Genomic DNA, 19,469 nt, shown 5'->3' with positions numbered 1-19,469 from the left:
ATTTAAAGAATGACAACCATAGTTTATTGAATATTTTTATATTTGTTAAAAACTATAACTTTTGAGTCAAAAATCTCACAGATTAAAAATTTGCTTGGTTACCGTAACGCTTTCTGATGGAGGTGCCGAACGCTGTGCAGCATTATTATCAAACTATTTTGAAAATCAAGATATAGAGGTTTATCACGTTGTGTTTTCAGGAAAAGTAGCCTATGATTATTCTGGTAAATTATTTCATTTAGAGCATTTAAAAGATAAAAGAAATAGTTGGTGGAGTAGAAGTAAACGATTTTTTGCCTTAAAACAATTTTTTGACACCAATCATTTCGATTATGTAATTGATTTTCGAACCAAAGAGTATTTTTTACAAGAAATGATAATTCATAATTTTGTATTTCCTAAATTTATACAAACCATACATAGTTATAAAATCAAATCGTATGTGCCGAAAAATAAATTCTTAGCGAAATTATTATACAGAAATTGTCAGCAATTTATTTCTGTTTCGAAAGGAATTCAGGAGAAAGTCAATAAAAATTATAATTTTTTACCCACTAAACTAATTTACAATCCTATTGATTTTGAATTCATTTCAAACCAATCAAAACAAGAAGTTACTGACGATTTCCAATATGTTTTATCTGCTGGAAGTATGAATAAAAACATAAAGCAGTTTAATAAATTAGTTGAATGTTACGCCAACTCGATTTTACCATCCAAAAGAATTAAATTAATTATTTTAGGCGATGGAAAACTGAAAAACAAATGGATAAAATTAGCAGAAAGTTATAATTTACAAGACATGGTAATTTTTAAAGGCAACGTAAAAAACCCATTTCGATATTATAAAAATGCATTATTTACAATTTCAACAAGTAAATATGAAGGTATGCCAATGGTTTTGTTAGAATCTTTAGCTTGTGGCACCCCAATAATTTCTTGGGATTACGCATCGGGACCAAACGAAATTATTACTAACAAACAGAACGGATTATTAATTGAGAACCAGGATACTGACAAACTAATTGAAGCGATGAATCTATTTGTATTGGATAATAATTTATATTTACATTGTAAAGAAAATGCGGTATCAAGTGTGAAACAGTTTAGTTTAGAAACTATTGGTAACCAATGGTTGAACCTTTTTAATAAATAGAAATGAATTATAAAATCATAGATATTCCAAAAATAAACAATACAAAAGGCAATATTGGTGTTATTGAAAATGATACGATTCCTTTTGATGTAAAACGCGTGTATTATTTGTTTGATGTGCCAAGTGGTGCAAAACGAGGAGGTCACGCGCATAAAAAACTTAAACAAGTTATACTTGCTATTTCAGGAAGTTTTGATGTGGTTTTGAAGAATGGAAAATCGAAAGAAATTGTTACTTTAAATAGACCCGACAAAGGTTTGCTAATTGAAAACAACATTTGGAGAGAATTAGAAAACTTTTCTTCAGGTTCAGTGTGTTTGGTGTTGGCTTCAGAAGAATTTTCGGAAAACGATTATATTAGAAGTTATAAGAATTATTTGAACTTTATAAAATAGTAATTATTGATTTCAGCATCCAAAAAAAATCAATACGTACTTGTTTTTATACCTAACTTTAATAAAAACAACTTCAATTTATCCAGAAAATTTACCCCAAATCGAGGCATTTTCAAAAGAACATTTTGTTTCCAATTTAAGTTTCTTGAATCAATAGTTGTAATCATTTTTTTCCAACGCAAATCGTTATTTTTCTTTAAGCGTTTTCCTAAAACATATCGTTCAAAATCGAGATATTTTTTTAAATCTGAATCGTTTTTTGACCAATTTTCATAACTATCAAAATCAGGAATGGTTTTGTTAAGCAATGAACTCTGTGTAATTTGGTTTTCTGTTTGCATAAAATAACTCATTTGTACCGAGTTAGTATACGCCAGTTTAAAATTGTAATTGGCTCTAATATTAAAATCTAAGTCTTCTGAAAAACTTATTTTTTCATTATAAAAACCAATCTTTTCAAATACTTCTTTATGAAAACATACAGAACCATGCGTGTAAATTCCTTGCTTTACATTTATTTTGAAAAAGTTTATATAACCTGTAAAATTTATTGGTAAAATTTCAGATCCATTGCGAGGATTCTTAATTACTGTATCCCAAACTTCTTCATAATTTGTTCCGAAAATTCTTGCTTCTGGGAAATTTTGAATTAATTGAAAGATGCTTTCTAAAAAAGTTGGTTTCCATAAATCATCTGCATCTAAATAAGTAATGTAATTAGAATTTGCTTTTTTAATTCCAGTATTTCTTGTTGCTGATAAGCCGCAATTTTTTTCATGATAAATTAATTGCACTTTTTCTGATTCAAATTTTGAGGCAATTACAGCACTTTTATCTGAAGAAAAATCGTCAACAACTAGTATTTCAAAATCTGTAAAAGTCTGATCTAAAACACTTTCAATTGCGTTTTTAATATACTTTTCTTTGTTGTAAAGCGGAATTATGACAGTGAAAAAAGGCATATTAATCAGTTAAAATATATTGGAATACTTCTTTCCAGTTGTGTAAATCTTTACTAGTGTCAAAAGGTGAAGTATTTCCTTGAAACGTAGGATTACCTTCTACAAATTCAGTAATTAGTTTTGCTAAATCAGAAGAATTATTTTCATCAAAAAACGATACCTTTTCATAATTCCCACAAGCTTCTTTGGCATAAGGTAAATTAGCTAAAAACATCGGTTTATTATACGCTTTTGCTTCAGAAATTGGCAAGCCCCAAGTTTCTATTTTTGATGGGAAAAGTAAACAATCCATAGCATTATACATAGAAAGTAACTGACTTCTTTTTACTTTTCCATAAAAATGTACATTTTCTAAAAAACCATATTCATTCACTAAAAATTGCGCGTATTTTTCTTTAGAATCTTTAATCGTTGTAAAATGAAATTGCGTCTGTTCTGAAATGTTTTTAGGCAATGCTTTTATTGCTTTTAATATTACTTCATGATTTTTATAGCTTCTTGGAAAACTCGGATAGAAAAAATGAATTTTATTAGCTTCAAAATTGTATTTTTCTGAAGTAATTTCCTCCACATATTCAGGAATGGCAACTTTTATATTTGAGATGTTAAATCGCTTTTCAAATACTTCTTTTATCCAATGTTGCTGTACAAAAACAGTATGGTTTTTAGTGATGTTTATTTTAAATAGCATGTCGTACAAAACAGAAAAAACACCAATTTTGTAATTAAATTTCCAATCTTTCCAAGTAGGTTTAAATAATGTTGTTGGATGATGGCAGTAGACAAATTGTTTTTTTGCTACTATATTTGGTGTGGTATCATGAAGTGAAAACCAAATATCAGGTTGTACTTGTTTAGATAGTTTTTTAAAATAAAAATATTCGTAATATAAGCGAAACCACCAAGATTTTTTTGAAAGTGGAATCTCAATAATTGTAATATTTGAAAATTGAAATTTCGAGGCGTCATGTACTAAAGCGATAACTTCAACTTCTTCATTCTTTATAAAATTTGAAAGTTCATGTAACGCATTATGAAGGATAGTGAAAATACCACCTTCAACCATGTTAATACCTGAAATTACAATTTTTTTTCTTTTCAAGGCAAATAAATTATTTATCCAAAAGCATTTTTCCTGCAATAACTAGTAACACTATGGCAAAAATTTTCTTCAACATTTTTTGATCTAATGTTAAGGCAAGTTTACTTCCAAATATACTTCCAATAACAAAAAAAGCAGCAATTATGGCAGCGTATTTTATATTAATCTGACCTTCTTTATAATACGTAAAAACAGCTACTGCTGTTACAGGTACTGCTAAAACGGCTAAACTTGTACCTTGTGCTTGGTGCTGATTAAATCCGAAAAGCAAGACTAATAGGGGCACCATAATTATGCCGCCGCCAACGCCAACCAATCCGCTTAGTACTCCTGCTAAAATTCCGATAAGAATTAAAGACAATATTATTTGTAAGGTCATTTTACTTTTCATTTTATTTATTATATCCTTCTAATGGAATTTCAATTTCGTATATTTTTTTTGTTGGATTATCTAACTTTTTATCACGTAACCATTGGTTATGTGTTTTTAAAATTTTATAGTTAATCCCTTGACGTATAGCAAATGTAGACAAATTTGTGATAGTAGAGTCAACCATTATTTTTTTTGTGCTAATTTTCGGATATAAAGCTTCTTTTGGAATTAGATAGCCATATTTTTCTGGATTTTTCATAATTTCTTTCAAAGCTAAAATTCTGAAAACATAACGAGAGGTTTCATCGGTTAACCATAAACTATAATAATCTGAAGTTTGTTGAAAATTAATGTGATTTTGTAATCCCGTCATACCGCCATTGTAAGATGCGGCAGCTACTGTCCAATTTCCGAATTTATTTTTGGCCTTAATTAAATATTCACAAGCAGCCTGTGTAGATTTTTCAATATGATAACGTTCATCTACTTGATCCGTTACTTCTAATTTACTTTCCTTAGCAGTTCCTGGCATAAATTGCCAAACGCCTTTTGCACCAGATGGCGAAATGGCATTAATTAAGCCACTTTCAATTACAGCTAAATATTTAAAATCATCTGGAACATTATATTTCGCTAATATGGGTTCGATAATGGGGAATACCTTATTGGCTCTTTTAATTAAAATGGCAGTCGAGGCATTTAAATTAATATTTACTAACATTTCTCTATCCAAACGTTCTTTTACATCTGCTTGATTGGTTGGCACTTTTTCCCCACAAAAATCCATATCAGTAGGATATTCTATATGATTTTTTTTTGGCACGTTTTGGTATGAAGTTGCATAAATTAAAAATCCGCAAATAATAAACAATGGGATTAAAATTAAGGTTTTATGTAAGTTTTTCATTTGTATACAGGTTATTTGACGGTTTTAATAACAATAAAGATATTCATTTTAAGATGAGTTTGGGCAAATTTTCATTTAACCATTTATACTTATTTACAATCATAATATGAGTTCCTCCTTTTACAACAATGCAATTTTTTATGTTTGAAATTGGAAAAACCATATCTTCATCACCGTGAATATGAATAACTTTTTCATCAGGAATACTTCTTTGCCAAAGTAATACATTTTCAATTGCCCAATCTAAATATTTAGTTTGTTTCATAAATAGATATTTGTTGTATAATTTTACTCTTTTAGCAAGTAAACCTCTGCCTTTTATATATCTTGATAAATAATTTACTTGTCCTAAAAGACTGGTAGGTAATGCTTTGTATAATTTTGTAGCCTTAGCTAATTTCATATGAATTGGCAATTCCTGGTTACTTTTCACACTTGAAATAATGATAACTTTTTTTGTTTTAATTATTTCAGACATTTCTTGAACCATTATTCCACCAAATGAAACACCAATTAACACGCAATTTTCATGTGTCACTTTTTCACACATTCTTTTTGCGTAGCTTTGTATGGTTTCATTGTAAATTGGTAAAATCCATTCTAAATAATGCATTTCAAATTGTTCCTTAGGTAATTTTATATTTTCGAATATTTCTATACTTGCAGCTAAACCAGGAACAAAGTAAACGTGTGTTTTTGACATTAGTTTGATGATTTTGTGCCTTAAAATTATAATATTAATTTTAAATGAGTTTCTTTTTTAGTTATAAATATGAAAATTTAACAAATAATTTTCTATTGTTATGATTTTCATTTGTTTACTACTTGATTTGTCTTTATTTTTTTGTAAATTTGCAGACATTTTAACAAACAATTAAGAATTGTTAGTATTTAAAACCCAGATTTATGCTAGTTGAGGAAATTAAAGACAATGAATTATTAAGACAATTTGAAACAAAAACCGCTTGCGGACTTTTAACAATTGAATATGCCATTCAAGAAAGGAAGATATTTTTAACCAAGCTTTGTGCAAACGAAAACGAACAAGAAGATAAAGTAAATCAATTTATAACTTCCGTTTTAGATATCGCTGAAGAAAGAAAGTTTAAAGTAGTGCCAACCAACACAAAAATTGTTTCTTTTTTTAGAAAAAATAAAAAATTTCAACAGTTATTACCTCCAGGTATTAAAATATAATTTAGAATTATAGCTTCAAATGACAGCATTAAAACTAGTTTTGATGCTGTTTTTGTTTTATAAATTCCTTCAAAAAATATAAAAGCACGGATTGAATAAATGTTATATTTTCATCAAATTTTGTTAAATACCATTGAAAACAATACCTTTATACCTAAATTTGGTAGTACATATTTTAAGTTTAAATTAATTGTAAAACCAATATTTTAGACACTATTACGTCTAATTAAACAGAATAAACAAAAAGAATGAACCCATACATAGATAGAGAAAAAAGCTGGTTAGCATTTAACGCAAGAGTGTTGCAAGAAGCCGCAGACGAAAATGTACCGTTATTAGATAGATTACGATTTTTAGGTATTTTTTCAAATAATTTAGATGAGTTTTTCCGTGTTCGATATGCAGCAATTCGCAGAATGACATTAGAAAAAATTGATACTAAACCAATGTTAGGCGATATTTCTGCAGAACAATTATTGAAAGATATTACAGAAATTGTAATTGAACATCAATCTGAAAGTTTACGAATATTAAACGATATTGAAAAAAAACTTGAAAAACAAGGGATTTATATCATTAATGAAAAACAAATTAATAAAGACCAAGAAACATTTATTAAAGACTTTTTCATTCAAAAAGTAAGTCCTGAATTAGTTACCATTATGTTAAATGATTTAGTTGAATTTCCTTTAATTAAAGACACTTCTGGATATTTAGCTGTAAAATTGGTAATGAATAAAAACAAATCTGGACTAATTTCTCAATTAGTAAACGATAAAGAAATTAGATACGCCATTGTTGAAATTCCAAAAACAATTAACAGATTTGTAGTTTTGCCTTCAAATTCAGATAAACAATATATTATTTTATTAGACGATGTAATTCGATATAGTTTAGACCATATTTTCAATATTTTCGACTACGAAAGTATTGATGCACATATGATAAAAATAACTCGAGATGCGCAATTGGAATTCGATTCTGACTTGAGTAAAAGTTTAATTGAAAAAATATCATACAGTGTTAAAGAACGTAGAGTAGGTGAGCCTGTTCGTTTCGTATATGACCAAGCAATTGACAAAGACACGTTAGAATTTTTTCTAAACCGAATGAAAATTGATAGTTCCGATTCCATTATTCCTGGAGGAAGATATCACAACCGAAGAGATTATATGGATTTTCCAAATCTTGGACGATACGATTTGTTGTACAAACAAAATGTGCCATTACCCATTCAAGGTTTAAGTTTAGACGGAAGTATGCTGCAAAGTATTAAAGAAAAAGATTATTTGTTGCACGCGCCATATCAATCTTTCTCTTATGTCATTCGATTTTTGAGAGAAGCGGCTTTAGATCCTAAAGTGCAATCTATAAAAATTACGTTGTATCGATTGTCTAAAAATTCTCAAATAGTAAGTTCGCTTATTAATGCTGCAAAAAACGGAAAGAAAGTTACAGTTCAAATTGAATTACAAGCCCGTTTTGACGAGGCAAGTAACATTTCTTATGCAGAACAAATGCAAGAAGAAGGTATTAACTTAATTTTTGGTGTTAAAGGACTAAAAGTACACAGTAAAATTTGCTTAGTAGAACGATTGGAAGACGATGAAATTAAGAGATACGGATTTGTTTCTACAGGAAATTTCAGTGAATCTTCTGCTAAAATATACACCGATGTAACCTTGTTTACAAGTGATTCAAAAATTTTGAAGGATATGTCAAAAGTATTTGAATTTTTTGAAGTGAATTATAGAGTACATCGTTATAAACATTTAATTGTTTCACCACATTATACCCGTTCTCGTTTTGTCAAATTGATTGATAGAGAAATTAAAAACGCATCTGAAGGTTTGCCAGCTTATATTAATCTAAAAATGAATAGTTTATCAGATTATAAAATGATAGATAAATTATACGAAGCAAGTAACGCAGGTGTTAAAATAAAATTGATAATTAGAGGTATTTGTTGTTTGGTTCCAGGATTAAAAAATTACAGCGAAAACATAGAAGCGATTAGTATTGTCGATAATTATTTAGAACATTCACGCGTGTTTATTTTTGGGAACAATGACAATCCTGAAGTATTTATTTCTTCTGCCGATTTTATGACCAGAAATATTGATGCTCGAGTTGAAGTAACTTGTCCAATTTACGATGAAGAAATTAAACAAGACTTAATTGATACTTTTGGAATAGGTTGGAAAGCAAACGTAAAAGCACGTTTACATTCAGATAAATTTGAAAATTTATACAGAAAACGTGGCGAAGATAAAGTATTTAGAGCCCAACAAGAAATGTACAAACACTATCAGAACAAATTGGAAGTAATACTTCCAGAAATTATATAAACACATTAATGATTCAAATAAAAAAATATGCTGCAATAGATATTGGTTCCAATGCGATGCGTTTGTTAATCACTAATATTATTGAGCAAAAAGGTAAAGAAGTACAATTTAACAAAAGTGCCTTAATTCGTGTGCCTATTCGTTTAGGACAAGATGCTTTTACAGTAGGGGAAATTTCAGAAGAAAATATCGACAGAATGATTGATGCTATACACGCATTTAAATTATTAATGAAAGTATATAAAGTCGAAAAATTTATGGCTTGTGCCACTTCTGCTATGCGTGAAGCATATAACGGTAAAGAAGTTGCCGAAATCATAAAGAAAAAAACAGACATTAAAATTGAAATTATTGATGGTAAAAAAGAAGCCGCAATTATAGCCTCTTCTGATTTGCATCACTTTATAAAAACAAATGAAAATTATCTTTATGTAGATGTTGGTGGAGGAAGTACCGAATTTTCTTTGTTTTCTGATGGGAAAATGTTGGTGTCAAAATCATTCAAAAACGGTACCGTTCGAATGTTGAATAATATGGTAAACGAAGTAGTTTGGCAAGAAATTGAAAAATGGATTAAAACCTATACCGAAGGCTTAGGTAATATAATTATGATTGGTTCTGGTGGAAACATCAATAAAGCATTCAAATTGTCTGGAAAAACGCAAGATAAACCGTTGACATATAAGTATTTAAAATCGCAATTTGATCATATAAACGCTTTAACATACGAACAAAGAATTTCCGAATTAGGCTTAAATACCGACCGTGCCGATGTAATTATTCCTGCACTTTCTATATATTTAAGTGCGATGCGATGGAGTGGTGCGAACCATATTTATGTGCCAAAGATTGGATTATCTGATGGTGTAGTAAAAGCTATGTATTTTGGCAGAATTTAAATAATTTCATTGTTATAAATAAAAAAAAAACGCTCAATTGAGCGTTTTTTTTTATTTATCAATGGCTCCTAAAACCCGTTTCATAAAATCATTAAGAGCCGTTTTTTTATCTTTTCCGTCTCTAATCATTTTATTTACTTCAATGGCTCCATACATATTTGAAATTAACTCACCTATAACATCTAATTCTTCATCTTTTAAGGATTCTAATTCTGTTAAGTGTTCTAAAACAGCTATTGTTTCAATTATATAATCGGCATCATTTTCTTCAATAAATTGTGTCAAGTGTTTTATTACAGGTAATTTCATATTGTTAGATTTTAGATTTATAGACAATTTAGATTTGTAGACTTTCTAATTTTCTAAGAAGTCTAACTTGTCTAAATTTATAGTACTTGAGCTACTAATTCCGCTAAAACTTCGGCTTTATTTGTTTGTGTTTGATTTACTAATACTCCATTTTTAAAAGCAGCAAATGTTGGTAAATTATCCACATTAGCCAATTTTCTTGATTCTGTAAACTGTTCTGCATCTACAACCAAAAAAGGTACGCTTTCATTTTCAGAAGCCATTTTTTTAAATTTTGGTTTCATAATACGACAGTTTCCACACCAAGTTGCAGAAAATTGTACCAATACAACTTCATTATTAGCTACTATTTCAGCTAAATTATCTTTTTCGATTTCTTGAAACATTTTTTCTTAGTTTAAAGTTTTATGTTTCAAGTTCCAAGTTCCAAGTTGAATAACCTGAAACTTGAAACTTGAAACAAAATTATTAGTGTGAAGCTAAATAACTTGCAGTACTGTTTCTGTCAGCACTCATAGCATCTTTTCCTTCTTCCCAGTTTGCAGGACAAACTTCTCCTTTAGTTTGTACGTGTGTGTACGCATCAACTAAACGTAAATATTCGTTTACATTTCTACCTAAAGGCATATCATTTACACTTTCGTGGAAAATTTTACCTGTTTCGTCAATTAAATATGTAGCGCGGAAAGTAACATTTGATCCAGTTAATAAATAATCACCAGTTTCTTCGTTAAATTCATCAGCTACATCTAAAATATCTAAAGCGTTTGCTAAATTACGCGTTGTATCTGCTAATAATGGATACGTAACACCTTCAATACCACCGTTGTTTTTAGCTGTATTTAACCAAGCAAAGTGTACTTCGTTTGTATCGCAAGAAGCACCAATAACAATTGTGTTTCTTTTTTCAAATTCTGGTAAAGCAGCTTGAAATGCGTGTAATTCTGTTGGACATACAAATGTAAAATCTTTTGGGTACCAAAATAATAATACTTTTTTGTTGTTTTTTGTTGCTTCTTCTAATACGTTTATTCTTAAGTTGTCACCCATTTCTGAGATAGCGTCAACCGTAATGTTTGGGAATTGTTTTCCTACTAATGCCATAATTATTTATTTTATATTAATTTTCTACTGCAAATTTACGCCTATTTTAGAACAAAACAATATGTTTTGATTATATAAATTTATTTAATAATAGATTTTGATTATCAATATTTCATTCTAATAACTGAAAACAATTACAATTTAAATTCTATATTTGCTTTGCTAACCTAAATTATATTAAAAATGAAAATTTTCAGAAAAAAATCGATTACAACGATATTAAAACAAGGCGGAGATGGAGAACATTCTGGTTTAAATAAAGTATTAACAGTAAGAGATTTAACTTTTTTTGGAATAGCTGCTATTATAGGTGGCGGAACATTTAGCGCCATCGGAAACGCTTGTTTTTCAGGCGGACCTGCCGTGGTACTTTTGTATATTATGTGTGCCATTGCTTGTGGTTTTACAGCAATGTGTTATGCTGAATTTGCTTCTCGTGTGCCTGTTTCTGGTAGTGCGTATACGTATGCTTACGTTTCTTTTGGCGAACTTTTTGCTTGGATAATTGGTTGGGCATTAATTATGGAGTATTCTATAGGTAATATATACATTGCTTTTTCTTGGAGCGGTTATTTCACTAATTTATTGGAAAGTTTTGGAATTCACTTACCCGAATGGTTAACCATAAATTATAAATCAGCACACGCCGCTTTTATAGCAAGTAAAGGCGACGAAGGATTAGCAGCGTGGAAAAACGCACCTATGTTAGGCAATTTGAAAGTAATTTTCGATTTACCAGCGGTGGTTATTAATATTTTAATTACTTACTTGGTGTACAGAGGTACAAAAGAATCTAAAAACTTTAGCAATGCTATGGTATATATAAAGTTAGCAATAATTGTTTTGGTAATAATTGTAGGTGCTTTTTATGTAGATATTGATAATTGGACGCCTTTTATGCCAAATGGTTTTAGCGGAGTAATGGGCGGTGTTTCTGCTGTTTTCTTTGCTTATATTGGTTTTGATGCAGTTTCTACTTTAGCAGAAGAAAGTAAAAATCCACAACGCGATTTACCAAAAGGAATGATTTATTCATTAGTAATTTGTACCATAATTTTTATAGTTTTAGCTCTGGTTATTACAGGAATGGTTTCCTATGAACTGCTTGGTGTTAGTGATCCTTTAGCTGAAATATTTGCTTTAAAAGGCGTAAAATGGATGTTGTTTGTGGTTTCAATTGCTGCAGTTGTAGCTATGACAAGTGTGTTATTGGTGTTTCAAATGGGACAACCAAGAATTTGGATGACGATGAGTCGAGATGGTTTAATGCCAAAGCGTTTTTCAACTATTCATCCTAAGTACAAAACGCCAAGTTTTGCTACTCTTGTTACGGGTTTAGTAGTAGGAATTCCAATCTTTTTTACTGACGAAAATTTTGTATTAGATTTTACAAGTATTGGAACTTTATTTGCGTTCGTATTAGTTTGTGGTGGCGTTTTAATGCTTTCTCCTCAAAGCGAAGCCGAAATTGCAGAACGCGAAACCAAAGGAAAATTCAGAATTCCGTATGTGAATTCTAAGTTTATTTTTCCTGTATTAGTTGCTATTGCTACTGTTTTAATTGTTAAATATGTTCCAGATTTCTTTACAAATCTTTTCGATTTTTCAATAGATAAATTAGCTACAAACATACCCATGTTGGTTTTTATACTTGTTTGTATAGTAATGACAGTTTTATCCTTCACTAAGAACTTATCATTAATTCCATTATTAGGATTAATTTCTTGTTGTTATTTGTTAACAGGAATGGCGGTTTCTAATTGGATGTGGTTTGGCGTTTGGTTGGTTATTGGATTGGTAATTTATTTTGCCTTCAGTTATAAAAACAGTAAACTAAATGATTCAATTTAATTTTAATAACTTGTTATGCTAACAAAATCAACTTTTGAATTTTTAGATTTACTTGCTAAAAACAACAATCGCGATTGGTTTACCGAAAATAAAAAACGCTTTGAAACCGAAAATAATTTGGGAAAAGCTTTTTTTACAGAAGTCTATATTGATTTGGAAAAAATAGATAGTTTAGAAAAAATGCAAGTGTTTAGAATTTATAGAGATGTGCGTTTTTCTAAAGATAAATTGCCTTATAAAAATCATTTTTCTGTTGGATTTTCCAGAACTAAACCGATGCTTCGTGGTGGAATGTATTTACATATTGAAAATGAAGCAAGTTTTGTTGGCGGCGGATTTTGGGCACCCAACAATGAAGATTTATTACGAATTAGAAAAGAAATTGAATTAGACGCTTCTGATTTGAGAGAAATTATTTCAAATACTACATTCAAAAAAATGTTTGGAACTTTGGAAGGTGAAGAATTAAAAACCGCCCCAAAAAATTTCGATAAAACACATCCAGATATTGATTTAATTAGAAAAAAGCAATATTTGCTAACCAGAAAATTCACCAACAAAGAAGTAATGTCACCAAATTTTAAAGAAGAAGTTATCGCCACTTTTGCAGCGATGCGACCTTTTTTTAATTATATGAGCGATGTATTGACAACCGATTTAAATGGCGAAAGCCTTTACTAATTTACCTTAGGTAAATTAATTCAAATATTGGCACATTGACTAATTATCAAATTGCCTCATTAACTCGGTTGCACATATTCCAAACTTTCTAAATTAGTTTTTGAAATAAAAACACCATAGTTTACAGAAACTTTATTTTTCTCAATTTTCTCTATGGTTCCGATAGCTTTTCCATCTTTCATACGAACTCTATCGCCAACTTTTAAAACTACAGCAGGTTTCTCAGGAATCAATTTAGCCTTAATTTTCTTTTCTTTTTTCTCGGTACGAATTTCTTCAACCTTAACATTAACTTCATCAATCACTTGTTTTACAACAACTTCCTTGATTTTTTTCTCTTTAGCAGATATTTTTTTTCGTTTCGAATTTTCAATTTCAACTACTTTTAAAAATTCGCCAATTAAGGTCTTTTTGTCTTTATTATTGAAGTATTTTTCTGCAATATCATCAATTTTTTGACCCATATAAATCAAACGCTGATTGGCGTCATACAATTCCTGATAACGTTCTAATTTATCCTGAATTTTACTATTTATGGTTTCCATTTTCTTACTTTCTTCACGCGCTTTGGTTTCTTCTTCTTTTAAAGAAACAGACGTTTTTTCCATTTTCGAGCGCTCTTTTTGTAAAGTAGCAATGGTTTTATCAAATCGTACTTTTGTATTTTCAATTTTCTTTTTGGCACGATTAATTAAACCATAAGGAATCCCATTTTTCTGAGCCACTTCAAAAGTAAACGAACTTCCCGGCTGACCCAAATGTAATTTATACATCGGCTCTAATGACTTTTCATCAAATAACATATTGGCATTACTGGCAAAAGGCAATTCGTTAGCTAATATTTTTAAATTCGTATAATGAGTGGTGATAATTCCGTAGGCTTCTCGGTCGTAAAATTCTTCTAAGAAAATTTCTGCCAAAGCCCCACCTAATTCAGGATCAGAACCTGTACCAAATTCGTCAATTAAAAATAAGGTTTTATCGTTACATTTTTTTAAGAAATAATTCATATTCTTTAAACGATAACTGTAGGTACTCAAATGGTTTTCAATGGATTGGTTATCGCCAATATCTGTTAAAATTCTATCAAATAAAAACGTTTCACTACGTTCGTGGACTGGAATTAGCATCCCGCATTGTAACATCAATTGCAGTAAACCAATAGTTTTTAATGAAATGGTTTTTCCACCGGCATTAGGTCCAGAAATTACAATAATTCTATTCGTACTTTCTAATTCAATGGTTTGAGGAAATGTGGGTTTGTTTTCAGCTTTATTATTTAAAAGCAAAATAGGATGGAAGGCTTCTCTAAAAAACAAGCGCTTTTCTTCATTTATTTTGGGTAGTATTCCGTTAATTCGGTTGGCATATTTTGCTTTTGCAGCAATCACATCCATATCAGAAAGAAACTCCTGATACTGAGAAATTAAAGCTTTATAAGGACGAATAGTTGCAGAAAGCATACGTAATATGCGCATAATTTCTTCTCGTTCTTCAAACTCTAAAACATTCAATTCTCGAGAATATTTTAACGTAGTTTCTGGTTCAATATAGGCAATACTGCCCGTTTTAGAATTTCCTAAAATAGATCCTTTAACCTTCTTTCGATACATCGCTTGAACTGCCAAAACCCTACGATTATCAACAACTGTTTCCTTAATGTCATCTAAATAACCAAGCGAATTAAAGTGCGATAATGCCATTCCAAAACTTTGGTTGATTTTGCCTCGAACCACATTGATACTTCGTCTAATGTTTACTAAATCAGGGGAAGCATCATCTTTAATTTCTCCAAATTTATTTACAATTTCTTCAATAGATTTTGTGATATATGGAGTAAATTCAATTTGAGCAGATTTTTTGAATAATTCTGGATAATAATCTGAAAATTTCTTTAAAAATTTTAAATATTCATTGGTAGATTTACTTAAATCTAATATTTTTTTAATGGCTATTAATTCCAAGAAACTATCTTCAATAGCTAATAATTTCAAATCAGCAGTAACCGTTTCAAAACCGTGGTTTGGCAAGGCATTGTTATTACTAAAAGAAGCAACATATTCATTAGTGTACGCTAATTCTGCAAACAAAATTTCTTTGCTTTTAAATGGCTGAATTCGAAGCGCTTTTTCCATTCCAATTTCTGTATTGCAACGGTCAGAAATGGTTTGTAAAATGGTATGAAACTCTAAATCTTTTAGTGTTTTTTCGGTTATTGAAATCATTTTTAAATTCCTAAGATAATTGCAAAGTTACAAAAGATAAAGTTTTATATTTGTAAAAACAATAAATATGCTCTATGATAATATTGATTTTTCTTGGAAATCATTTTTTGATGTAGAAATTCAAAAAGAATATTTTTTAAAACTAATTTCAGATGTTGAAAACGAATATGAAACTTCCGTTTGTTTTCCTCCAAAAGATTTAATTTTTAATGCGTTTGAAAAATGTAAATTTAATGACTTAAAAGTTGTTATTATTGGTCAAGATCCTTATCACGGAGAAGGTGAAGCAAATGGTTTATGTTTTTCGGTAAATGATGGCATTAAAATTCCACCTTCATTAAAAAATATTTTTGCAGAAATTAATTCCGATTTTGATTCAATATTTTTACCAACAAACGGAAATTTAGAACGTTGGGCGGAACAAGGAATTCTACTTTTAAACGCTAGTTTAACGGTTAGAAAAGACGAAGCAAATAGCCACAAACACTTAAAGTGGAACATTTTTACAGACGACTTAATTGATTATATATCAAATAATTGCGAAAATATTGTTTTTTTACTTTGGGGAAGTTTTGCACAAAAAAAAGGAATTAAAATTAATAGGGAAAAACACCTTGTTTTAGAGTGTGGACATCCTTCGCCGTTAAGTGCTAATAGAGGATTTTGGTTTGGAAATAAGCATTTTAGTCAAACAAATACCTATTTAAAATCTATTGGAAAAAACCAGATTGATTGGTAAGCTCAGGTTGTTGTAAATCTAAAACACTTAACACTTCTTCACCTAAAAAAGGCCCTCCAGGATAATGAGCGGTATAATCTAAATTTAACCAAATTTTTCCTTTTTCATCACGATGAAAATATATCGTCCTTCCTTTTGAAATGTCTTTAAATAACTCATTACTAATTAGATACATAGCGGTTTCTAATTCTTTTTCAGTGCCCAATAATAGTTCTGGATACATGTGTCTTCCTGTATGAATTAATCGCATACTGCCTCCAATAGATTTTATTGCGGCACACATCAAAATGGCATGGTCATCGCAATCACCAGAAAAATATAATAAACTCTCGCTGCCACTTGCAAAATATTCTTGTCCTTTTGGATCGTTTACGTAATTCCATCTGCTATTTACTTCTTTAAAAACCGCAAAATATTGAATCAGTTTTCGATTAATCGAATAATTTGGTGTGTCTTTAAAATGTGTATTAACAGCAAATAATGCAAAATTTCTGACTTTGGAGCTGGAAAAATCAACACTTTTATATACGCGAGATTTATTTGGAAATGGCTTTAATGTTTTTGATTCTAAAAAAGTTTCTTCTTTTTGCATTTCATCACTTAAAAAAATGATTTTATACGCCGTTATCACTTGAAATAATGAATAGTTACCTTGTACAGATGCAATCGTAAAAATGAGAAAATAAATTAAAATTGAATATATAATTTTTTTACGTAACCATTTTAAAATCAGAATAAAGACAGTCATAAGAAATATAAAAACTGAAATTTTATCGTAGGGTATTTCTGCATCAAAATAATAAATATTTTTTCTGAAATAAATAAAAACAGGAATGCTAATTAGAAATGATAATACAAAGAATATAACATTTTCTCTAAGCCTATTTGCAATAAGCCAAGCGGATATTTTATCAAAAAAAGATTTTAGAAAAAATGTCATTGTTGTATTTCGGAAATTCGATTTTATTTAGCATTCAAAAGTAGTTAAAAATGGGATATCAACATAAATTGATTCGTCTTTTTATACGTTTTTAACAAGTTGATGAAATGGTACTTTTTTAGAAATAATATTCAACTCAAAAAGTTGGTTTTGAACGATTTCAACTGTTTTTTCATCTAAATTTTTCTGACTCCATTGGGTTTGACTTAACCATTGTTGAATGTCTTCAACTTTTTGCCCATATCTTGAAGCCAGTGTTCTATCGATGCTTGGTATGTGTTTAAATTCTTCTGTTGTAGCGTTTATTTTTTCTAAAATTAAAGCTGTAACAGATTTGTTTTCCGCTAAAAATTCATTTCTAACCGCAATTACAAAACAAGGCCAAGGTGTAGGACATTCTCCCACACGTTTAAAAGTTCCATTATCTACTAAAGGTTTAGTGGTATATTTTTCCCACATAAAATAATCTGATTTTCCTTCAGAAAGACTTGCGATTGCTCCGTCTAAATTATTTACGATTTCAAATGGAATAGCATTAATGTTCCAGTTGTTTTTTTCTGCATTTACAAAACTCATTAAATGTGAACCTGAACCCAATCGGCTTATAGCTGAAATTTTATGTTCTAAATCTGAAACCGAGTTGTATTTGGCTTTTCCATCTACGTGAATTCCCCATATTAAGGGTGATTTCACGAAAACTTGCACAATTGAACTGTGCGGATTTTCAGTTAGTTCTTTAATAATTCCTTCCGTTAAAATAATGGCAATATCCGTTTCATTATCACGCAGCATTTGACACATTTTTCCAGTCCCCTCAGGCACGTCTGTCCATTGCAAATCGATTCCAGCTTCATTAAATTCGCCATTTTCAATACACATGTGCCATGGTAAATTAAAATGTTCGGGTACGCCTGCTATTTTGACTTCTTTCATATTTTGGGTATAAGGTTTTGGGTGATGGCTTTAAGGATTTAATTAAATCTGTGTTGATTTACCCAATCAATTTATCCAATGTATAAGCAATCAACTCATTTACCGTTTTTTCTGGATTCAAACTAAATTCGCCTACTACTCTGTTTGCAATAATTGCATTTAACGACAAACAATTATGACCTAATAATTTACCTAAACCATAAATAGCAGACGTTTCCATTTCTAAATTTGTCATTCGTGTTCCGTTATAATTAAAAGTATCCATTTTGTAATTTAGTTCAGGATCCTGAATATTTAATCGTACTACACGACCTTGAGGTCCGTAAAATCCGCCAGCAGTTCCTGTGAATCCTTTATAAAATTTTTCTGAATAGATTTTGTTCTCTAAGGTTTCATTACAAGATACCACTGTTGGTCTACCTTTTCTTGTATCCCAATTGGTGTGTGAAATAAACGCATCTTCTAATTCCGAATCAGAATGTTCTTCAATTAAATAGGAGCGAAGCATATTGTCCAGACCTATTGCGTATTTACTCATTACCCAACTATCCACAGGTATATCAGCTTGTAATGAGCCAGAAGTTCCAATTCGAACGATGTTTAAAGCTGTATGATTTGGTTTAAGTTCTCTGGTGTTTAAATCGATATTGACTAATGCGTCAAGTTCATTCATGACTATATCAATATTGTCGGGACCTATTCCAGTTGACTGAACCGAAATACGTTTGCCTTTATAAATTCCAGTTTCGGTTTTAAATTCTCTTTTTTGTGTTGAAAATTCTACAGTTTCAAAGTGTTTCGTAATTTTTGATACACGTTCTGGATCGCCAACGAAAATAATATCATTAGCAATATGCTCTGGTTTTAAGTTTAAGTGATAAACACTTCTGTCTGGATTTAATATTAATTCTGATGATTTTATCATGATTTTTTGTTTTAAGTTTCAGGTTTAAGGTTTCAAGTTATTTTGTTTTAAACTTGAAGCGTTAAACTTGAAACAAACTTACCCTCCAACACGTTTTGTTTTGAAGCCTTTATCTTGAAGCATTTTCATTATTTTATCTCTGTAATCGCCTTGAAGGATAATCGCGCCGTCTTTAAAACTTCCACCCACACTTAATTTTGTTTTAATTTCTTTGGCAAGAACTTTAAAATCTTCGTCCGTTCCTTCGTAGCCTTCAATAATGGTAGTGGCCTTTCCTTTTCTTTTTTCATATTTACAAATCATAGGTTCTTTCTGAACGTATAATTCATGAGCAATTTCCTGGCTTTCTTCTGGTTCATTTGAAGGAATATGGTCAGGAAATAGGTTTTTTAGTTGGTCTTGTAAATCCATTTTTTAATTTTT

21 protein-coding genes are annotated in these 19,469 nt (G+C 29.9%); 8 read left to right on the top strand and 13 right to left on the bottom strand.

Annotated elements, in window-relative coordinates; genetic code table 11:
* The first annotated feature begins 61 nt into the window (after nt 1–61).
* Together ACIQ16_RS04270 and ACIQ16_RS04265 are read left to right on the top strand one after the other, a co-directional pair.
* The gene (locus ACIQ16_RS04270) at nt 62–1,156 is read left to right on the top strand and encodes a glycosyltransferase (protein ID WP_396148967.1); all 1,095 of its coding nucleotides are present in this window, start codon (nt 62–64) and stop codon (nt 1,154–1,156) included.
* Between the two features lie 2 nt (nt 1,157–1,158).
* Nucleotides 1,159–1,551, top strand: a complete 393-nt coding sequence (locus ACIQ16_RS04265) for a sugar 3,4-ketoisomerase (protein WP_396148965.1) — start codon at nt 1,159–1,161, stop codon at nt 1,549–1,551.
* A gap of 29 nt (nt 1,552–1,580) precedes the next feature.
* Here ACIQ16_RS04265 and ACIQ16_RS04260 read toward each other — a convergent pair whose 3' ends face one another.
* The 5 genes from ACIQ16_RS04260 to ACIQ16_RS04240 are packed head-to-tail and all read right to left on the bottom strand — an operon-like array spanning nt 1,581 to nt 5,598.
* Nucleotides 1,581–2,513, bottom strand: coding sequence for a glycosyltransferase family 2 protein (locus ACIQ16_RS04260; protein ID WP_396148963.1), 933 nt, complete (start codon nt 2,511–2,513; stop codon nt 1,581–1,583).
* A 1-nt stretch (nt 2,514) separates the two neighbouring features.
* The gene (locus ACIQ16_RS04255) at nt 2,515–3,615 is read right to left on the bottom strand and encodes a glycosyltransferase (protein WP_396148961.1); all 1,101 of its coding nucleotides are present in this window, start codon (nt 3,613–3,615) and stop codon (nt 2,515–2,517) included.
* A gap of 10 nt (nt 3,616–3,625) precedes the next feature.
* A complete protein-coding gene (locus tag ACIQ16_RS04250) occupies nt 3,626–3,994 on the bottom strand; it encodes a sulfite exporter TauE/SafE family protein (protein ID WP_396148959.1) in 369 nt (122 codons plus the stop codon).
* Between the two features lie 13 nt (nt 3,995–4,007).
* Nucleotides 4,008–4,895, bottom strand: a complete 888-nt coding sequence (locus tag ACIQ16_RS04245) for a lytic transglycosylase domain-containing protein (protein WP_396148957.1) — start codon at nt 4,893–4,895, stop codon at nt 4,008–4,010.
* A 43-nt stretch (nt 4,896–4,938) separates the two neighbouring features.
* Nucleotides 4,939–5,598, bottom strand: a complete 660-nt coding sequence (locus ACIQ16_RS04240) for an alpha/beta hydrolase (protein WP_396148955.1) — start codon at nt 5,596–5,598, stop codon at nt 4,939–4,941.
* Between the two features lie 203 nt (nt 5,599–5,801).
* Between ACIQ16_RS04240 and ACIQ16_RS04235 the strand changes: the two genes are divergently transcribed.
* The 3 genes from ACIQ16_RS04235 to ACIQ16_RS04225 all read left to right on the top strand — a co-directional run bounded on the left by ACIQ16_RS04235 (nt 5,802) and on the right by ACIQ16_RS04225 (nt 9,339).
* Nucleotides 5,802–6,092 (top strand): N-acetyltransferase, encoded by a 291-nt coding sequence (locus ACIQ16_RS04235; RefSeq protein WP_396148953.1) that lies wholly within the window; start codon nt 5,802–5,804, stop codon nt 6,090–6,092.
* A 248-nt stretch (nt 6,093–6,340) separates the two neighbouring features.
* Nucleotides 6,341–8,440 (top strand): polyphosphate kinase 1, encoded by a 2,100-nt coding sequence (ppk1, locus tag ACIQ16_RS04230; protein ID WP_396148951.1) that lies wholly within the window; start codon nt 6,341–6,343, stop codon nt 8,438–8,440.
* Nucleotides 8,441–8,448: 8 nt separating this feature from the next.
* Nucleotides 8,449–9,339: an exopolyphosphatase gene (locus ACIQ16_RS04225; protein WP_396148949.1), complete on the top strand. Its 891-nt coding sequence runs from the start codon at nt 8,449–8,451 to the stop codon at nt 9,337–9,339.
* Nucleotides 9,340–9,390: 51 nt separating this feature from the next.
* Here ACIQ16_RS04225 and ACIQ16_RS04220 read toward each other — a convergent pair whose 3' ends face one another.
* The 3 genes from ACIQ16_RS04220 to ACIQ16_RS04210 all read right to left on the bottom strand — a co-directional run bounded on the left by ACIQ16_RS04220 (nt 9,391) and on the right by ACIQ16_RS04210 (nt 10,752).
* On the bottom strand, nt 9,391–9,648 hold the full coding sequence (locus ACIQ16_RS04220; protein WP_396148947.1) for a DUF6952 family protein: 258 nt from the start codon (nt 9,646–9,648) through the stop codon (nt 9,391–9,393).
* Between the two features lie 77 nt (nt 9,649–9,725).
* Nucleotides 9,726–10,034: a thioredoxin family protein gene (locus ACIQ16_RS04215; protein WP_353077697.1), complete on the bottom strand. Its 309-nt coding sequence runs from the start codon at nt 10,032–10,034 to the stop codon at nt 9,726–9,728.
* A gap of 82 nt (nt 10,035–10,116) precedes the next feature.
* Complete coding sequence (locus tag ACIQ16_RS04210; RefSeq protein ID WP_396148945.1) at nt 10,117–10,752, bottom strand: peroxiredoxin; 636 nt, start codon at nt 10,750–10,752, stop codon at nt 10,117–10,119.
* 183 nt (nt 10,753–10,935) lie between these two features.
* On the opposite strand from ACIQ16_RS04210, the gene ACIQ16_RS04205 reads away from it, so the two are divergent.
* Entirely contained in the window at nt 10,936–12,603 is a 1,668-nt protein-coding gene (locus ACIQ16_RS04205) for an amino acid permease (RefSeq protein ID WP_396148943.1), read from the top strand.
* A 15-nt stretch (nt 12,604–12,618) separates the two neighbouring features.
* On the top strand, nt 12,619–13,284 hold the full coding sequence (locus ACIQ16_RS04200) for a DUF2461 domain-containing protein (protein WP_396148941.1): 666 nt from the start codon (nt 12,619–12,621) through the stop codon (nt 13,282–13,284).
* A 59-nt stretch (nt 13,285–13,343) separates the two neighbouring features.
* On the opposite strand, the gene ACIQ16_RS04195 is transcribed toward ACIQ16_RS04200, so the two are convergent.
* Entirely contained in the window at nt 13,344–15,509 is a 2,166-nt protein-coding gene (locus ACIQ16_RS04195) for a DNA mismatch repair protein MutS (protein ID WP_396148939.1), read from the bottom strand.
* 67 nt (nt 15,510–15,576) lie between these two features.
* On the opposite strand from ACIQ16_RS04195, the gene ACIQ16_RS04190 reads away from it, so the two are divergent.
* Entirely contained in the window at nt 15,577–16,248 is a 672-nt protein-coding gene (locus ACIQ16_RS04190) for a uracil-DNA glycosylase (RefSeq protein WP_396148936.1), read from the top strand.
* Here ACIQ16_RS04190 and ACIQ16_RS04185 read toward each other — a convergent pair.
* The 4 genes from ACIQ16_RS04185 to ACIQ16_RS04170 form a co-directional block, all read right to left on the bottom strand.
* Nucleotides 16,220–16,840, bottom strand: a complete 621-nt coding sequence (locus tag ACIQ16_RS04185; protein ID WP_396148934.1) for a hypothetical protein — start codon at nt 16,838–16,840, stop codon at nt 16,220–16,222. The two genes, ACIQ16_RS04190 and ACIQ16_RS04185, sit on opposite strands and share 29 nt — an antisense overlap.
* 429 nt (nt 16,841–17,269) lie before the next feature.
* On the bottom strand, nt 17,270–18,121 hold the full coding sequence (locus tag ACIQ16_RS04180; RefSeq protein ID WP_396148932.1) for a substrate-binding domain-containing protein: 852 nt from the start codon (nt 18,119–18,121) through the stop codon (nt 17,270–17,272).
* 58 nt (nt 18,122–18,179) lie between these two features.
* On the bottom strand, nt 18,180–19,046 hold the full coding sequence (locus ACIQ16_RS04175) for a nucleoside phosphorylase (protein ID WP_396148930.1): 867 nt from the start codon (nt 19,044–19,046) through the stop codon (nt 18,180–18,182).
* 78 nt (nt 19,047–19,124) lie between these two features.
* The gene (locus tag ACIQ16_RS04170; RefSeq protein WP_396148928.1) at nt 19,125–19,457 is read right to left on the bottom strand and encodes a translation initiation factor; all 333 of its coding nucleotides are present in this window, start codon (nt 19,455–19,457) and stop codon (nt 19,125–19,127) included.
* Nucleotides 19,458–19,469 lie beyond the last annotated feature (12 nt).

The organism is Flavobacterium sp., from assembly GCF_044360715.1.
GTDB lineage: Bacteria > Bacteroidota > Bacteroidia > Flavobacteriales > Flavobacteriaceae > Flavobacterium.
Note: the sequence above shows the minus strand (reverse complement) of the source record. Positions and strands in the feature narration are given on the sequence as shown.

What these genes read in the sequence shown, in the direction of transcription:
- ACIQ16_RS04220 (WP_396148947.1), bottom strand. Translation starts at nt 9,648, where the DNA reads ATGAAATTACCTGTAATAAAACACTTGACACAATTTATTGAAGAAAAT.
- ACIQ16_RS04195 (WP_396148939.1), bottom strand. Translation starts at nt 15,509, where the DNA reads ATGATTTCAATAACCGAAAAAACACTAAAAGATTTAGAGTTTCATACC.
- ACIQ16_RS04235 (WP_396148953.1), top strand. Translation starts at nt 5,802, where the DNA reads ATGCTAGTTGAGGAAATTAAAGACAATGAATTATTAAGACAATTTGAA.
- ACIQ16_RS04240 (WP_396148955.1), bottom strand. Translation starts at nt 5,598, where the DNA reads ATGTCAAAAACACACGTTTACTTTGTTCCTGGTTTAGCTGCAAGTATA.
- ACIQ16_RS04180 (WP_396148932.1), bottom strand. Translation starts at nt 18,121, where the DNA reads ATGAAAGAAGTCAAAATAGCAGGCGTACCCGAACATTTTAATTTACCA.
- ACIQ16_RS04215 (WP_353077697.1), bottom strand. Translation starts at nt 10,034, where the DNA reads ATGTTTCAAGAAATCGAAAAAGATAATTTAGCTGAAATAGTAGCTAAT.
- ACIQ16_RS04225 (WP_396148949.1), top strand. Translation starts at nt 8,449, where the DNA reads ATGATTCAAATAAAAAAATATGCTGCAATAGATATTGGTTCCAATGCG.
- ACIQ16_RS04250 (WP_396148959.1), bottom strand. Translation starts at nt 3,994, where the DNA reads ATGACCTTACAAATAATATTGTCTTTAATTCTTATCGGAATTTTAGCA.
- ACIQ16_RS04265 (WP_396148965.1), top strand. Translation starts at nt 1,159, where the DNA reads ATGAATTATAAAATCATAGATATTCCAAAAATAAACAATACAAAAGGC.
- ACIQ16_RS04210 (WP_396148945.1), bottom strand. Translation starts at nt 10,752, where the DNA reads ATGGCATTAGTAGGAAAACAATTCCCAAACATTACGGTTGACGCTATC.
- ACIQ16_RS04245 (WP_396148957.1), bottom strand. Translation starts at nt 4,895, where the DNA reads ATGAAAAACTTACATAAAACCTTAATTTTAATCCCATTGTTTATTATT.
- ACIQ16_RS04205 (WP_396148943.1), top strand. Translation starts at nt 10,936, where the DNA reads ATGAAAATTTTCAGAAAAAAATCGATTACAACGATATTAAAACAAGGC.
- ppk1 (WP_396148951.1), top strand. Translation starts at nt 6,341, where the DNA reads ATGAACCCATACATAGATAGAGAAAAAAGCTGGTTAGCATTTAACGCA.
- ACIQ16_RS04190 (WP_396148936.1), top strand. Translation starts at nt 15,577, where the DNA reads ATGCTCTATGATAATATTGATTTTTCTTGGAAATCATTTTTTGATGTA.
- ACIQ16_RS04260 (WP_396148963.1), bottom strand. Translation starts at nt 2,513, where the DNA reads ATGCCTTTTTTCACTGTCATAATTCCGCTTTACAACAAAGAAAAGTAT.
- ACIQ16_RS04170 (WP_396148928.1), bottom strand. Translation starts at nt 19,457, where the DNA reads ATGGATTTACAAGACCAACTAAAAAACCTATTTCCTGACCATATTCCT.
- ACIQ16_RS04175 (WP_396148930.1), bottom strand. Translation starts at nt 19,046, where the DNA reads ATGATAAAATCATCAGAATTAATATTAAATCCAGACAGAAGTGTTTAT.
- ACIQ16_RS04200 (WP_396148941.1), top strand. Translation starts at nt 12,619, where the DNA reads ATGCTAACAAAATCAACTTTTGAATTTTTAGATTTACTTGCTAAAAAC.
- ACIQ16_RS04185 (WP_396148934.1), bottom strand. Translation starts at nt 16,840, where the DNA reads ATGCAAAAAGAAGAAACTTTTTTAGAATCAAAAACATTAAAGCCATTT.